The sequence below is a fragment of the Lacticaseibacillus parakribbianus genome (genome assembly GCF_025490915.1).
Lineage (GTDB): Bacteria > Bacillota > Bacilli > Lactobacillales > Lactobacillaceae > Lacticaseibacillus > Lacticaseibacillus parakribbianus.
In genome coordinates this window covers 18335-33168 of sequence record NZ_JANQBA010000002.1, presented here as the reverse complement: position 1 = coordinate 33168, position 14834 = coordinate 18335, and the positions used below count along the sequence as shown (strand labels likewise).

The window sequence follows — 14834 nt, the reverse complement described above, 5'->3', positions numbered from 1 at the left end:
CAAATAACGCGGCGGTCGGGGGCGGCACGAGACGCGTTGCGATAAGGCCGCGCTTTGATCAACTTTTTCAACCGAGCCGCCGACATTAAACAACAATTGACTTGTCGGCTCGCGGCTTCATTCGGTATAATGAAAGCGATTAGTCTGCGCCACTGCGCAATCTGGAGGAAGCCTTGTGAAAGAGTCCGTCGACCTGTTCTTGCAAAAAAGCGCCTGGGAGAAGCTCAGCCTGTATCGCACCATTCAGCACCTCAAACGCACCGAGCTGCCGGTGGCGACCCGCGTTCGGGAGCAGCTGGCCGGCACGCCGCGCGTCATCGAAGAGGTCAACTTGCGCCGCGTGGCCAACCTGACGGGCAAGAACTACGGGACGTTGTACTACACCTACAACCAGCTGCTGGAGCAGCTGCGGGCGCTGGCCAAGACCCCCGAGGCCGACACCGCGACGCTGTTTGCACTGCCCGACGGCGAGCTGCGCATGGCGCTGGTTGCCCAGGGGGTGCCGTACCAGTTCCTGCGCCACGTGCTGGCCGAGGACCTGCCGCATTTTGAGGCCTTCGTAGCCGCCAGCGACGCGTCGCGGGTGACCTGCCTGCGCTACCTGCGGCCGCTGCGGGACATGGCCAAGCAGCTGGGGGTGCGGATCGTGTACGAGAAAATGCACCTGAGCGGCGACGAGGCGCGGATCCGGATTTTTCTGACCGCCGCCTTTTGGTTGGCGACCGACGGGGCGGCCTGGCCCTTTGCGGCGACCACTCGCGACACGGCGCTTCAGCAGGTGACCGCCATCGGGGCGGCCTTCGAGCGCGACTACCAAAGCCCGGTCATCCGCGAGGTGCTGGCCTACTACAACGCCGTCACCGCCGCCAGGCTGAGCCACGGGCACGTGGTCGACAAGCCCAGTGCCCCGCTGAGCTACCCGGTGCCCAACCTGTTTGCCGATCAGGCCGGCCTCAGCCGCATCGCGCAGTTCAACGAGTCGCAGCACATGTATCAGCTCAACTTCCTGCTGCCGCTGTATGCGGTGGCCGAGGATCCGGACGTGGCGGCGACCATCGCGACCTTCCGCCGCTACAGCGCCGATCTCTACCAGTTCGTCGACCACTTCATGCGCAAGCTGCCCGACGCCGTGCTGGATCCCGATCACTTGAGTGCCGCGCAGCTGGCGATGATTCAAGCCGACTTGTTGGCGGTGGTGACCAGCGTCGCGACGTTCGGGCTGGACCTCGGCGCAAGCGTCGCCTACGCCTTCAACCAACGCGTGGCCCGGGGGGTGGCCGATCCGAGGCTTGAGACGCTGGTTCACCAGACGGTGGAGGCCGTGGCGATTCAGCAGCGCTTGACCTGGCTGGGCGATCACGACCTGGCCGCCGTCGCCCAGGCGCTGTACGCCAACCTGCTGCCGGTGCAGCGCTTCGCCCGGCCGCGGCACAAGGTGTTGGTGGCGCTGATGCTCGAGCCGACGATGCTGGGGTTTGCCGACCTGATCATTTTCATGCAGCAGCAACCCTTCGTCGAGCTGCTGCACGACCACTACGAGACGGCCGACTTGGTGATTCAGGCCTCGTCTTTGCCGCTCGACCTGGCGGCCACCAAGCCGCAAGTTCGCTTTCGCTGGAACATGAACGCCGCAAGCGACCTGTTCGGCGAACTGGCCGGGGTGCTCTACGCGCTGGCCCAAGACCGCGAGGCGTGACCGCAACGCCCATTCACCTAGCAGGGCGCGCTGGCCAATTGGCCGCGCGGCTGTTTATTTTGGCAGCAATTAGCACTCTCGTTGACAGAGTGCTAACGACGTGGTATCATGATTTATGTAAACAAGAAGGCGTCACCCAGCAGAATCGAACACGTTGAAGGCATCGCGCATCGGGATGTCTTTTTGCTTGCACCGCGCCGTGAGCAGATGGCTTGCGGCACCAGGCGTCACCCGCGTTTAATGGAGGGGACGACAAGTAGCGACCGGGCTTACCGGCGACAAGGGGGAATCATGATGGCAAGTTTCAACGATCCGTTTTTTAACAACGACATGGACGACTTTTTCAGTGATGTGCTGCGGCGCATGGGCGACGGTCAAAACCGCCGCTACGTGGTCAACGGCCACGAGCTGACCCCAGAAGAGGTGGCGAAGCTTCAGCAGGGCCAGGCCAGCGGGGCGATTCCGGTCCAAGACGCCGGCGCCCAGGCCAAGCCCGCAGGCGGCATTCTCGAGAAGCTCGGGCGCAACCTGACGGCGGAGGCCAAGGCCAAGACGCTCGATCCGGTGATCGGCCGCGACAAGGAAATTCAAGAAACCGCCGAGATCCTGAGTCGCCGCACCAAGAACAACCCGCTTTTGGTCGGGGATGCCGGTGTCGGCAAAACCGCCGTGGTCGAAGGGCTCGCCCAGGCGATCGTGCAAGGCAACGTGCCGGCGGCGGTCAAGGACAAGCAGATCTACTCGATCGACTTGGCCAACCTCGAGGCCGGCACCCAGTACCGCGGCAGCTTCGAGCAAAACATTCAGGACCTGATCAAGGCGGTTCAAAAGGCCGGCAACGTCATCTTGTTCTTCGATGAGATTCACCAAATCCTCGGGGCCGGTGCGACCGGCGGCGAGGAAAGCGGCGGCAAGGGCCTGGCCGACATCATCAAGCCGGCGTTGTCGCGCGGCGAGCTGACGGTCATCGGCGCCACGACCCAAGACGAGTATCGCAACACGATCATGAAAGACAGCGCCTTGGCGCGGCGGTTCAACGCCGTGACGGTGCTTGAGCCAAGCGCCAAGGACACGGTCACCATTTTGAAAGGCATCCGCAAGCTCTACGAACAACACCACCACGTGCAACTGCCGGATGACGTGCTGCAGGCCTGCGTGGATTATTCCGTGCAGTACCTGCCGCAGCGGACGTTGCCCGACAAGGCGATTGACCTGCTGGACATGACCGCGGCGCATCTGGCGGCCAAGCACCCGGTGGTCGACAAGGTGGCGCTGGAGAAGCGCCAGGCCGACCTCACGGCCCAAAAGGACCAGGCGGCCAAGGCCGAGGACTTCGAGCAGGCCGCAAAGCTCAAGACCGAGCTTGAGGCCGTCCAGGCACAGCTGGCGGCGCCTGACGCCACCGCCAAGCCGGTGGTGGCGACGCCGGACGACGTCGCCCAGTCCGTCGAGCGGCTGACCGGCATTCCGGTGGCGCAGATGGGTGCCAGCGACATTGAGCGGCTCAAGACCATCGGCACCCGGCTCAAGGGCAAGGTGATCGGTCAAGACGAGGCGGTCGACATGGTCGCCCGGGCGATTCGCCGGAACCGCGCCGGCTTTGACGAAGGCAGTCGCCCGATCGGGAGCTTCTTGTTCGTCGGCCCGACTGGCGTGGGTAAAACCGAGCTGGCCAAGCAGCTGGCCTTGGATCTCTTTGGCGACAAGAACGCGATCATTCGCCTCGACATGTCCGAGTACAGCGACCGCACCGCGGTTTCCAAGCTGATCGGCACCACCGCCGGTTACGTCGGCTATTCGGACAACGGCAACACGCTGACCGAGCGGGTTCGCCGCGACCCTTACGCGATTGTCCTGCTCGATGAAATCGAAAAGGCCGACCCGCAAGTGCTGACCCTGCTGTTGCAGGTGCTGGACGACGGGCGGCTGACCGATGGCCAGGGCAACGTGGTCAACTTCAAGAACACCGTGATCATCGCGACCTCCAACGCCGGCTTCGGGGACACCGCGCTGTCCGGTGACCAGGCCAAGGACCGCGACCTGATGACGCGCCTGGCGCCGTACTTCCGCCCGGAGTTCCTCAACCGCTTCAACGGCATCGTGGAATTCAGCCACCTGACCCGAGCGGACCTGGACAAGATCGTCGGCCTGATGCTCGATGACGTCAACCGCACTTTGGCCAAAAAGGGCCTGACGCTGACGGTCAACAAGCAGGCGCGTGAGTGGCTGATCACCCAAGGCTACGACGAGGCGATGGGGGCGCGGCCGCTGCGCCGCGTGATCGAGGCCAACATCCGCGACACGGTCACGGATTACTACCTGGATCACCAGGACGCCACCGACCTGGTCGCCGACTTGAAAGACGGTCACATCGTCATCAGCGCGGCTGAACCGCACACCGCGGCCTGACCGTGAGACCAGCAGGGCCCTTGCGCAAGCAAGGGCCCTGTTTGCGTCCGCCGCCGCAAAAAAGTCCGGCACAGGCTGCGCCGGACGCGCCGAAGCCACCGCGGGGGGAACACGCGGCGGCCTCGGTGTTCTTGCTGGTTGATGCGGTGACGCGGCGGTCGCAAGCCAGTTCTGGTGCCAGTCGCGATGCCGCTTGAAACAAGTGGTACAAGCCACCGGTCAATGCCCCGCCGCAGCTACCTCGCAGTGCGAGTAGGCGGGACAAAACGCGGCCGGTGGGTGGTGGTCCACACCCTGGTGGTCGGTCCCAATCGGAGGGGACCGTTGCGCGAAAACGTCGGCGTTGTTGCCTGGTTCGGCATGGCATGAGTGGGGTACTGGGAATGCTTATGTCCCGGACCGTTCCCCATAGACGGTGGCCGTGCTGCGGCTGTGATCAAAGCCGCCGCCCCGTCCTAAGATAATCATCTGAAGTTAGTGTAAACCTTGCCATTTTGGCCGTCAACTTTGACGCTCACGCGGTGGCACGGCGCCAAAACGCCCCTGATCAGCCAGTCGCTGGTCAGGGGCGTTTGAGTGTTCATCACTGTTCGGATTGCGCGGACTCAGTGCCGGCGCCACCGCTCTCGGTCGCCGCACCGGTGTCACCGCTCGCCTGTTCCGCCTGCGTCGCGGTTTCAGCGTCGGCGGTCGCCGCGTCCGTGGTCGTCTCGTCGCCGCTGGTGTCGTTGCCGGCCGTCGCGTCGCCGGTGTTGTCGGCGCTGCTTGTGGTGCTGCTTTGCGCCTGGCGCATTTCGGCCGCGGTCTTGGGCTCGTCCTTGCCGTCTGACTTGACGCCGTAGCCGTTGCTCATGCCGATGAAGTGCTCCCAAAACAGGGCGTAGTTGCTGTCGGTGCCGCCGATGGCGAACTTCGCCTGGGTGGTGGTCGGCGTCCAGTTGTTGTACAGGCTGGTCAGCGTCTCGCCGCCGACGTTATACGTGCTGCCGTTGTACAGGACGCTGCCGGCCTTTTGCCCGGTCTCGGCGTTGACGGCGACCGACTTGACGCCGCTTGGCCGCTGCATCTGGCGGGTGAGGTCGAAGCGGTCCGGCATCACCCGGTAGGCGGCGTTGACCAGCTTGGCCCAAAGGCGCTGGTTGACAACGGAGCCCTCGGAGCTCAGCGTGTGGTTGGCGCCGGCGTTGTTGTCGTAGCCCATCCAGCTGGCCATGGTCATGCCCGGCGTCGAGGCCAGGAACCAGACGTCCTTGTAGTCGTTGGAGGTCCCGGTTTTCCCAATCAGGTTGGACGTGTCGAAGTTGACCAGGTAAGGCACGGTCGACGCGGTCCCGGAGGCCACGACCTCGTGGAGCATCTGCTGCATGATGTAGCTGGTGGCCGGGGAGAAGACGCGGTTGGGCTTGGTCTTGTGCTGGTAGACGACGTTGCCCAGCGGGTCGACGATTTTGTCGATCACGTACGGGGTGACGTGGGTGCCGCCGCGCTCGAAGGTGGCAAAGGCGCCGGCGGCCTGCCGCACGGTCACGCCGTAGTCGGTCCCGCCCAAGGCCAGGCCCAGCTGGCTGTAGTCGTTTTTGGTCAGCGTGTCGATGCCGTTCTTGACCATGTAGGACTTCACGTCGACGCTTTGGCGCAGCCTTGAGTAGAGCTGCACGGTGGGAATATTATAGGAAAACTTCAGTGCGGTGGTGGCGCTGACGAACTTGTTTTGGACCACGCCGCCGTAGTCGGTGACGGAGTAGCCGCCAAAATCATGCGGGAAATCGGCCAGCATGGTGCCGGAGCCGATGATCTTGTTTTCGATCGCCGGGCCGTACACCAGCGTCGGTTTGATCGAGCTGCCGGGCGAGCGCTTGGTGTTGATGTGGTTGACCTGACCGGACGTACCGCCGACGAAGCTGACGATCGCGCCGGTGCTGTTGTTCATCAGGACGGCGCCGGTTTGAACCGGTTCCGAGGAGACGGTGGTCTTGCCGGTGATCGAGTCGGTGCTGGTGGTGGTGTAGGTCTGCCCCAGCGCCCCCTTGTTCTCGGCGACGACGGTTTGCATCCCGTCGTAGGCCGCCTTGTTGATAGTCGAGTGAATCGCGTAGCCCTTGGTGGCCAAAAGCGATTTGGCGTCGGTTTGGTACTGGTTGGCCAGCGCCGTGTTTTGCTTCAGTTCGGCGGCGGTGTGCCCATCCTTTTTGGCCAGCTGCTGGGCCAACACCGTGGTGGCCTCGCTGGTCACCATTTCGTAGACGTAGCTGTACTTCTGCGAGGCGCTGGTGGCCTCGGCGCGGGGCAGGAAGTCGGCCTTCAGATCGTAGGCCTTGGCCTCCTGGTACTGCTTGCTGGTGATCGTGCCGGCGCGGTACATGCGAAACAGCACGGTTTTTTGGCGGTTGAGGCCGATGTCAAGCTCGGCCTTGGGCTTCAAGGCGCCGGTGATGGTGTAGGGCGTGTAAACCGACGGGCTTTGTGGCAGGCCGGCGATGTAGGCGGCCTGGGCGAGGTTGAGGTCCTTGGCGCCCTTGCCGAACAGCCCCTTGGCCGCCGTCTGCACCCCGGCGATGTTTTGGCCCTTGTTGTTGCGGCCCAGGGTGACGATGTTCAGGTACGTCTCCAGGATTTTTTGCTTGGGGTAGTAGTGGTTCAGCCGCAGGGCGTACATGATTTCGACGGCCTTGCGCTTGAACGTGGTCTCCGAGCTCAGAAACTGCAGCTTGACGACCTGCTGGGTCAAAGTCGACCCGCCGGTTTGGCTACCCAGGCCGGTCAGATCGGAGAACACCGCGCGAACCAGCGCCTTGGGCACGACGCCGGGGTTGTCGTAGAAGTCCTCATCCTCGGTGGCGACCAGCGCCTTTTGGAGCCAAGGCGAGATGCCATCGAGGTCGACGGTTTCGCGCAACAGGTCGTTTTTCATGTGGCCGAATGAGACATTGTGGGCGAAGTACAGGGACGTCGCCTTGTCCACGTTGTCCAGGGTGCGGGTCATCACCGCCTTGGACGGGACCTTGGTTTCGTTGATGATCTCGGCGAAGTAGCCGCCGAGGACGCCGACGCCCAGCGCCCCCAAGACAATCAGGGTGCCGATCGCGTAGTAAAGAAGCGAACGCAGGGTTTGCAGGGTCACGTCCACGTACAGGGGCCAGGTTGTTTTCGATAACTTCGGCAGCGGCTCGGGCCGCGCCTTCTTGGGTTTGGGCGCCGCGTCGCCGCGAAAATGTGCCCATTGATGTTTGAATCCGGTTTTCAAGTCGTTCCCACCTTCGTGTTGGTCGCACAATATCAGTTATTATAACCCAAAACCCGGTGGCCTGCTTGCGGATGTGCGAAGCCGCCGCGTTTGTGCTACGCTGGTCTGAAAAGACGCAATGGAGGCTCCCATGTACCAAACGCTACTATTCGATGTTGACGACACACTGCTGGACTTCAAGGCCGGCGAGCTGGCGAGCCTGCGCCAGACCTTCGCTAGCTACAAGCTGACCGACACGGCGGCGCTTGAGGCCGATTACCTGAAGCTGAACGCGAGCCTTTGGCGGCAGTACGAGGCCGGCCAGATTCCCCGCGAGCAGATCTTCACCACCCGCTTCACCGCGCTGTTTGAAAAGCACGGCCTGGCGCTCGACGGCATCGAGGCCGAGCACACCTACCACGCGCTTTTGGACCAGCAGGCGATTTTGTTGCCGGGGGTTGAGGCGGTTTTGGACCAGCTGAAGACCGCCCGTTGCTACATCGTGTCCAACGGCATCGCGCCGGTGCAGCAGGCCCGGCTGACCAAGGCCGGCATCCGCGACCGCTTCGCCGCGCTGTTCGTCTCCGATGCGATCGGGGCTCCCAAGCCGACCACAACCTTTTTTGATTACGTCGCGGCCAAGATTCCTGCCTTCGACCCGGCGACCACGCTGATCATCGGCGATTCGCTGACCTCGGACATACAAGGGGGCCAAAACGCGCATCTGGACTCGGTGTGGTTCAACCCGCACTTCGTTCCCAACCGCTCCGCCATTCGCCCGGTGTATACCCTGAACCGCTTGGCCGACCTGCCGGCGGTGGTCCACCGCACCAAGTAAAAAGCCTCGCCTGAAGCGCCGGTCAACCGAGATGGTTGGTCGCGACAAGGCGAGGCTTTTTGGCAGCGGCGGGTGGGGGAGTGACGGTGGCGACGTGAGCCCATCCTGGTGGTCACCGCGTTGCGGTGGCCGCCCGTTGATCGGCCACCGCGGCCGTGAGCCGGCGCGGTCACGTCTGGGTCGGGTTTTGCCTACGTCGCGGGTCCGGCGTCACCGCCGGCGAATTGAGCCGGTGGCCGCGGTCACCAGCCCCTTTGTCGTGGCCAGCTGCAGGCTGCCGTCGTTGGCGAAGCCGGCGATGGTGCCGGTCTGCACCGGTCCGGCACCGGTCAGCGTGACGGTTGCCCCCAGCCAGGCGGCGTGTTGCCGGTAGGCCGGCATGATGCCGGCCGGCGCCGCCAGCCGGGCCGCCAGGCGGCTGAGGAAGGCGGCGGCCAAGCTGGCGCGGCAATCCGGTGCCTTGGCGTCTTGCAGCCACCCGATGGGAAGCGCCATCGCGGCCAGTGGCACCGCCGGCCGGGGCCGCAGGTTGACGCCGACGCCCAAGATGACGCGCAAGGCGCCGCCGGTGGGAGACGGCACCGCGGTGGCCAGGATGCCGGCCACCTTGCGCTCGTGCCAAAGCAGGTCGTTGACCCACTTGATCTGCGTGGTCACGTCCAGCTCCGCCGCAATCGCCTCTTGCAGGGCGACCCCGGCCGCCGGGGTGACCAGCGCCAGCGGCAGGGCGGCCGGCGGGGCGAAGGCCAGACTGAGGTACAGCCCGGCTGCGGCCGGCGAGCTGAAGGTGTGGCCCGTGCGGCCGATCCCGGCGGTTTGGGCCTCCGCCAGCACGACGAAGGGTAGCGCCGTGGTCGCCAGCTCGCGCGTGGCCGCCAGTTGCGTGGAATCGCGCGTGGCCGCGGCCTGAATGGTCAGCCCCGGCCAGCCGCTGGTGCGGTCTTGAATCAGTGCGACGTCAAGCATGGTCCTCCTTACAGGTCAAAAGACCCAGGCGCTTGGCCCGGGTCCTCGAAACCGTGAACTGTGGTGCGGTTACTTGACCAACCGCGCGATCGCGTCGGCGTAGATGGCGACGGCGCGGATGATGTCGGCCACCGGCATGTACTCGTTGGCCTGGTGCATCACGTTTTCTTGGTCGGGCATCTGGGCGCCGAACGCGACGCCGCGTGTGATGATGCGGCCGTACGTGCCACCGCCGATCACCTGCTCGTGAGCCGGCAGGCCGGTGTGGTCGTGGAAGGTGTCAAGCAGCGTTTGCACCAGCGGGTCGTCGCCTGAGACGTAGTGCGGCCCCTGGGCGTGGCCGTCGATGGCCACGTCGACTCGGTCTGGGCCGATGGTGGTTTCGATCCGGTCGCGAATCGCCTCGGCGTCGGTGCCTTGCGGGTAACGCACGTTGATCATGACGGACTGTTCCGCGTCCTGGCCGAAGCTGAAGAGGTCGGGGCTGGCCGTCAGATCGCCCATCAGCTTGTCGGTGTAGGCGATGCCCAGTTTGTGGCCGCGGGAGTCGTCGTGCATCAGGTCCGCGATGGCCGTGAGGTACTGCTTGCCGGCGGGATCAAACCCAAACGGCGCGAGCAGCACCGCCAGGTAGGTCGCGGCGTTGACGCCACCGCGCGGCTCCTGGGCGTGGGCGCCCTTGCCGGTCAGCGTGATGGTCAGGCCGCTTGCGGTGTCTTGGCTGGCCACGGTCACGCCGTTGGCCGGGCCGAAGGTGGTCAGCGCCTCGCGCAGTGCGGCCGGGACGTCACCGGTCAATGTTGCCGTGGCGGTTTGGGGCACCATGTTGGTGCGAATGCCGGCGGTGAAGCTGGTCAGGGTGAGGGCGGCGGAATGCGCGGCCACCGGCTTGAAGGTCACCTTGAAGGTCGCGATGCCCTTTTCACCGTTGATAATCGGGAACTCCGCGTCCGGTGAGAAGCCAAAATCCGGGGCCGGCTGGCTTTCCAGGTAGCGGTTGAGGCCGACCCACTCGGATTCCTCGTCGGTGCCGATGATGAAGTGGATCTTCTTGTTGACCGGCAGCTTGAGGTCGCGAATCAAGCGCAGTGCGTAGTAGGCCGCGATGCTTGGCCCCTTGTCATCGGATGAGCCGCGGGCGAAGAGCTTGCCGTCCTTGATCACCGGTTCGAAGGGGTCGGTGTCCCAGCCGGGGCCGGCCGGCACCACGTCCATGTGGCCGAACAGCCCGAAAATCTCGTCGCCATCGCCGTACTCGATGCGGCCGGCCACGTTGTCGACGTTCAGGGTCTTGAACCCGTCGCGCTCGGCCAAGGCCAGCATCGCGCGAAGCGCCTTGGCCGGGCCCGGGCCCAGCGGCTCGTCTTGGGTACCGTGGGCAACGTCTCGTGCGGAGTCGATGCGCAGCAGCGTGGTGAGGTCTTGCAGTAAGTCGTCTCGGTAGTTCTCGGCTTCTTTTTGCCAATCGATCGTCATCTTATCCCTGCTTTCTATTGATAGCCGGCTGATAGCCGGCGTTATCGCCACTTCCATTGTACCCGGTATTCGCGGTGCGAACAATGCCGCCGTCACGGGGCGGTTGACCACAGCGCCGTATCCAGGAGCGGCCCGTGAAACCACAGGCGCTGCGGGGCCTCGGGCAAGGCGCCGCAGTTGAGCGGTCGCGGCACCAGCGCCTGGGCCATGCCCAGCCGCTGCAGCCGCACCCAGCCGGCGGTGAGCTGGACCCAGGTGTGGCCGTGGCGTCGCACCACGGCCAAGATCTTGGCGCTTGCGTTGCGGGACAAAAAGCCGCTGCGACCGCTGGCGACGCTTGGACCGTTGTGTAGCCAGAGGCGCAGGCCGCGGGGCATAGCCCTCACGCGGCGGTTGAGCAAGGCGGTGGCCCAGCCGGCGGCCGGCGCCTTGGTCAGCCCCGCGGTTGGCACGTAGCGGTTTTGGCTCAGCTGGGCGTACCACACCCCGTTGGAGCGCACCTCTGCCTTGGTGGCAAAGCCCTGGCCGCTGGCCAGCGTGTGGCCCGTGGCGGCCTGGGTGTAGGGGTTCTCGTAGATCGGCAAGGCCGCGGTGGTGGTGTTGATCAGTCGCGCGTCGACGCTGCGCCGGCTGGCCTTGCGCCGCAGTCTCGCGTAGGTGCTTGCGACCTGCGGGTAGTTGGTGACCACGCCGTCGAGGTTCAGGTTGGCCAGCCAGCGCCACTTGGCGGTGGTCTCGTTCATCTCGTCCCAGACGTACACCAGCTGGTGCATCGCGTGAAGCGACTTGACCATGTCCGGGGTCACCAGGTCGGCGGCGACGTCGATACCCGAGGCGTACTTGAAGACGGCGAAGGTGATGCGGTGCAGCGACCCGACAATCAGGAGGCGTGGCACCTGCGGCAGCAGCTTTTGCAGGCGCTTCAGGCTTTTTTTGGAAAAGGAGTGGAACATCACCCGGTCGGTCATGTGGGTGCGAGCCAGCGCCGCGGCAATCTTGGCCTCCAGGTGGGGGTGGGGGATGCCCGGCTCAATCTTGGTCTCAATCAACAGGCGGCCCGGGCGGTGTTGGTAATGGGTTAAGACTTCATCAAGGCTGTGAACGGGCTCGCCATTTTTGGTATGATAGGCGTGAAGCGTGGCGAAAGGCGTGGTGGCAATCGCCAGGTCAGCCCCGGTCATGCGCATGATCGTCGGGTCGTGCTGCACCACCAGCACCCCGTCTGCGCTTTCCTGCACGTCAAGCTCCACCGCGTCGGCGCCGCTGGCCAGGGCCAGATCGTCGCTTTGCAGCGTCTCTTCGGGGGCCTTGGTCGGATCGCCGCGGTGGCCGACCACGGTGAAGGCGGTGCAGCACAGATAAATTCCAATTAATGACAACAAGATTGCGTTTCGCATAGGTCCTCCTCGGTGGTGCCTCGACCATACCACAAATGCCGCAGCGGCCCAAGTCAACGCAATCGCTGGAGGGTACAATGGCAGACAAGCAGAAGTTCGAAACCTTCGATCTGATTCAGGAAATCACGCTCAACGACGGCACCAAGTACGCCGAGTTGGGCAACATCATGATGAACGGCCGTGCCGAACGCGCCGCCTTGAACGGGCTGATCCAGCAGGTGCGAATCGTGCAGCTGAACATTCCCCACTCCACCTCGGTGCGGGTTTACGAGCAGTACGTCAACACCCACTACCAGTTCCCGCCGGTCGACGTCAAGCAGTGGGACGTCTGGGCCAAGCCCGAGGGGCCGGTTCTTGCGGCCTACAACCAGATTATGAAGGAAAACCATGTGGCGTAAGTGGCGCTACCTGCTGCCGGTGCTGGTGTTTGCGCTGGGGTTCGGCCTGGCGCGGCTGGACGCCGGCCTGTACCGCCAGCCGATCGCCCAGGTGACCGCGGTTCGCGTGTCCCACACCGCGCCGCAAAAAGATAACCTGGGAAATAATGACCGGCTGACCACGCAAAAGGTGTCCGCCAGGCTGCTCAACACCGCGCGGCGGGGCGAGCTGATTCACTTCACCAACGTCTACTCCTACTCCGGGGCGATGGACAGCCGCCTGAGTCAAGGCAGCCAGGTCTTCGTCAGCCGCACCAGCGGCGGCTATCAGCTGCACGACCGCAAGCGCGACGGCGTGATCATCGGCTTGTTCGGCTTCGCCGTGGCGCTGCTGATCTTGGTGATGCGGCGGCGCTTTGTGCTGTCGGCGGTCAGCATCCTGGCCAACGTCGGGCTGTTGTTGGTGGCGCTTCACGTGGAGATTCAAAACCACCAGACGCTGGCCTGGTGGCTGTTCACCGGCCTGGCGGTGCTGTTCACCGCGGTGACCACGGTGCTGGTCGTCGGCTTCAACCGCCAGGCCGCCGTCGCCGGACTGGCGACCATCGGCGCCACCGCCGCCGGGGTCGCGCTGGGGTACCTGATCTTCACGCTGACCGGCTACAAGAACCTGCACCTGGAGTCGGTGAAGTACGTGACGCAGGCGCCGCAGCTGCTGTTTTACGTTCAGATCATCATCGGCGCCTTGGGGGCGGTGTTCGACGAATGCACGGACATCACCGCTGCGGTGTCGGAGCTTGCGGCCGGTGGCGCGGCGCGGTTTCGCGCCGGCATGGCGATCGGCCGCAACATCATGGGGCCGCTGATCGCGGTGCTGTTCATGATTTTCATCGCCGACACCTTCACCGAAAGCGTGCTGTGGCTGCGCAACGGCAATTCGATCAGCCAGACGGTGATCTGGGTGATGGGGCTGGGCTTTGCGCAGTCGCTGGTGTCGGCCTTTGGCATCGTGCTGGCGGTGCCTTTGACCGCCGCACTGGCGGCCTGGGCGGCGCCTAAGGAGGTGGTCGCATGAGCACGATCACGGCCTTGGGCCTGGCGCTTTTGGGGCTTTTGCTGTTGGTCGGTGGCAAGCAGGGGCTGGCCAACTTCCTGGCGCTTGTGATCAACGCGGTGGTGATGATTCTGGCCGTCGTGCTGATGGCCGGGGGGTTCAACCCAATCGCCGTTGCGGTGGTGGCCGGCCTGTTCGTGCTGGCCGCGGTGATTTTCCTGTCGACCAAGGACGCTTCGGTCGCAGGCGCCGCCTTCGTCGCGTCGCTTGCCGTGATGGGGTTGGTGCTGGCGGTGGTGGTCACCGCGGTCATCCTCAGCCACACCGCCGGCTTTGGCCAGGAGGATTCAGAGGAGCTTGAAGGCTTTTCCTTGTACATCGGCATCAGCTTCCAGAGCCTTCTAATCGCCACCGGGCTGCTCAGCACCCTGGGGGCGATCGCCGAGGCGGCGGTGGCGGTTGCCGCCGGCATGACCGAGCTCGGGGCGGCGGCGACGCTCGCCGCTCGCCGGCGCATGGCCGGGGCGATCATCGGCACCGGGCTGAACACGTTGTTCTTCGGCTTCTTCGGCGGTTTTGCCGGCCTGTTCGTCTGGTTCGCCCAGCTGCACTACCCGTTTTGGGAAATCCTGAACAACCAGATTTTTGCCGGGGAGCTGATTCAGGTGCTGTTTGCGGTGATCGCCGTCACGCTGACGGTGCCGATCACCATGTGGGTCGTGTTGACCCGCGCCAAAGGAGGACGCCCATCTTGAACTTTTTCATTGCGGATACCCATTTTGACCACGCCGACTTGCTGGGCAACAACGACTTTGCGCCGCGGCCATTCCCAAGCGTTGCGGCGATGAACGCGGCGATGCTTGACGCTTGGGCCGCTCGCGTCGACGACAACGACGTGGTCTACCACCTCGGCGACATCGCGATGAACCCCGAACACGTGCCGACCAACGCCCGGGTGCTGGCGCTGTTGCAGGACTTGCCCGGACGCATCGTGTTCATCAAGGGCAACCACGACTACCAGGCGCTGTTCAAGTTCCTGGCGGCGCATGACCCGGGCTGGCACGACCAGCCAAAATTCAGCTTTCACCGCGTCGGCACGATTCTCAAGGACGACCACACCCAGTTCATCCTGTCGCATTACCCGATGATACTGGGCATCACCAAGCAGACGCTGAACCTGCACGGCCACATCCACCACAGTATGGTGCCGATTGCGACCAACCTGAACGTCGGCGTCGACGCCCCGGAGCGAGAGCTGCTCGCGACGCCGCTGCCGTGGGGCAGTCCGCTGACTGCCGGTGAGATTCACCAGCTGGCGGCGGCCAAAAAGGCCTGGGTAGATAAAAGAAATTAGACGATTCACATTGATTTTTAATCGGAGCCTCGGTAGAATGTCAT

General features: G+C 64.2%; 11 protein-coding genes. 7 read left to right on the top strand and 4 right to left on the bottom strand.

The window, feature by feature from the left end; all coding sequences use genetic code 11:
• Window positions 1–175: 175 nt before the first annotated feature.
• Together NUH19_RS02205 and NUH19_RS02200 are read left to right on the top strand one after the other, a co-directional pair.
• A complete protein-coding gene (locus tag NUH19_RS02205) occupies window positions 176–1696 on the top strand; it encodes a helix-turn-helix domain-containing protein (RefSeq protein ID WP_262314931.1) in 1521 nt (506 codons plus the stop codon).
• Between the two features lie 294 nt (window positions 1697–1990).
• A complete protein-coding gene (locus NUH19_RS02200; protein ID WP_262314930.1) occupies window positions 1991–4105 on the top strand; it encodes an AAA family ATPase in 2115 nt (704 codons plus the stop codon).
• Between the two features lie 583 nt (window positions 4106–4688).
• Here NUH19_RS02200 and NUH19_RS02195 read toward each other — a convergent pair.
• Window positions 4689–7349, bottom strand: coding sequence for a transglycosylase domain-containing protein (locus tag NUH19_RS02195; RefSeq protein WP_262314929.1), 2661 nt, complete (start codon window positions 7347–7349; stop codon window positions 4689–4691).
• 130 nt (window positions 7350–7479) lie between these two features.
• Between NUH19_RS02195 and NUH19_RS02190 the strand changes: the two genes are divergently transcribed.
• Entirely contained in the window at window positions 7480–8166 is a 687-nt protein-coding gene (locus NUH19_RS02190; protein WP_262314928.1) for a YjjG family noncanonical pyrimidine nucleotidase, read from the top strand.
• A 210-nt stretch (window positions 8167–8376) separates the two neighbouring features.
• Here NUH19_RS02190 and NUH19_RS02185 read toward each other — a convergent pair whose 3' ends face one another.
• The 3 genes from NUH19_RS02185 to NUH19_RS02175 form a co-directional block, all read right to left on the bottom strand.
• Complete coding sequence (locus NUH19_RS02185) at window positions 8377–9132, bottom strand: biotin--[acetyl-CoA-carboxylase] ligase (protein ID WP_262314927.1); 756 nt, start codon at window positions 9130–9132, stop codon at window positions 8377–8379.
• A gap of 69 nt (window positions 9133–9201) precedes the next feature.
• Window positions 9202–10608, bottom strand: coding sequence for a dipeptidase PepV (pepV, locus tag NUH19_RS02180; protein WP_262314926.1), 1407 nt, complete (start codon window positions 10606–10608; stop codon window positions 9202–9204).
• 92 nt (window positions 10609–10700) lie between these two features.
• Window positions 10701–12005 (bottom strand): glycerophosphodiester phosphodiesterase, encoded by a 1305-nt coding sequence (locus NUH19_RS02175; RefSeq protein WP_262314925.1) that lies wholly within the window; start codon window positions 12003–12005, stop codon window positions 10701–10703.
• A 77-nt stretch (window positions 12006–12082) separates the two neighbouring features.
• Here NUH19_RS02175 and NUH19_RS02170 point away from each other — a divergent pair, with 77 nt between their 5' ends.
• The 4 genes from NUH19_RS02170 to NUH19_RS02155 are packed head-to-tail and all read left to right on the top strand — an operon-like array spanning window position 12083 to window position 14790.
• Window positions 12083–12403: a hypothetical protein gene (locus NUH19_RS02170; protein ID WP_262314924.1), complete on the top strand. Its 321-nt coding sequence runs from the start codon at window positions 12083–12085 to the stop codon at window positions 12401–12403.
• Window positions 12393–13457 carry a YibE/F family protein gene (locus NUH19_RS02165; protein WP_262314923.1) on the top strand — a complete coding sequence of 355 codons (1065 nt, stop codon included), beginning with the start codon at window positions 12393–12395 and terminating at the stop codon, window positions 13455–13457. The genes NUH19_RS02170 and NUH19_RS02165 overlap by 11 nt, the downstream gene beginning before the upstream one ends.
• Window positions 13454–14191, top strand: a complete 738-nt coding sequence (locus NUH19_RS02160; protein WP_262314922.1) for a YibE/F family protein — start codon at window positions 13454–13456, stop codon at window positions 14189–14191. Before NUH19_RS02165 ends, NUH19_RS02160 begins: the two co-directional genes overlap by 4 nt.
• Window positions 14188–14790 carry a metallophosphoesterase gene (locus NUH19_RS02155; protein WP_262314921.1) on the top strand — a complete coding sequence of 201 codons (603 nt, stop codon included), beginning with the start codon at window positions 14188–14190 and terminating at the stop codon, window positions 14788–14790. The genes NUH19_RS02160 and NUH19_RS02155 overlap by 4 nt, the downstream gene beginning before the upstream one ends.
• The last annotated feature ends 44 nt before the right edge of the window (window positions 14791–14834 follow it).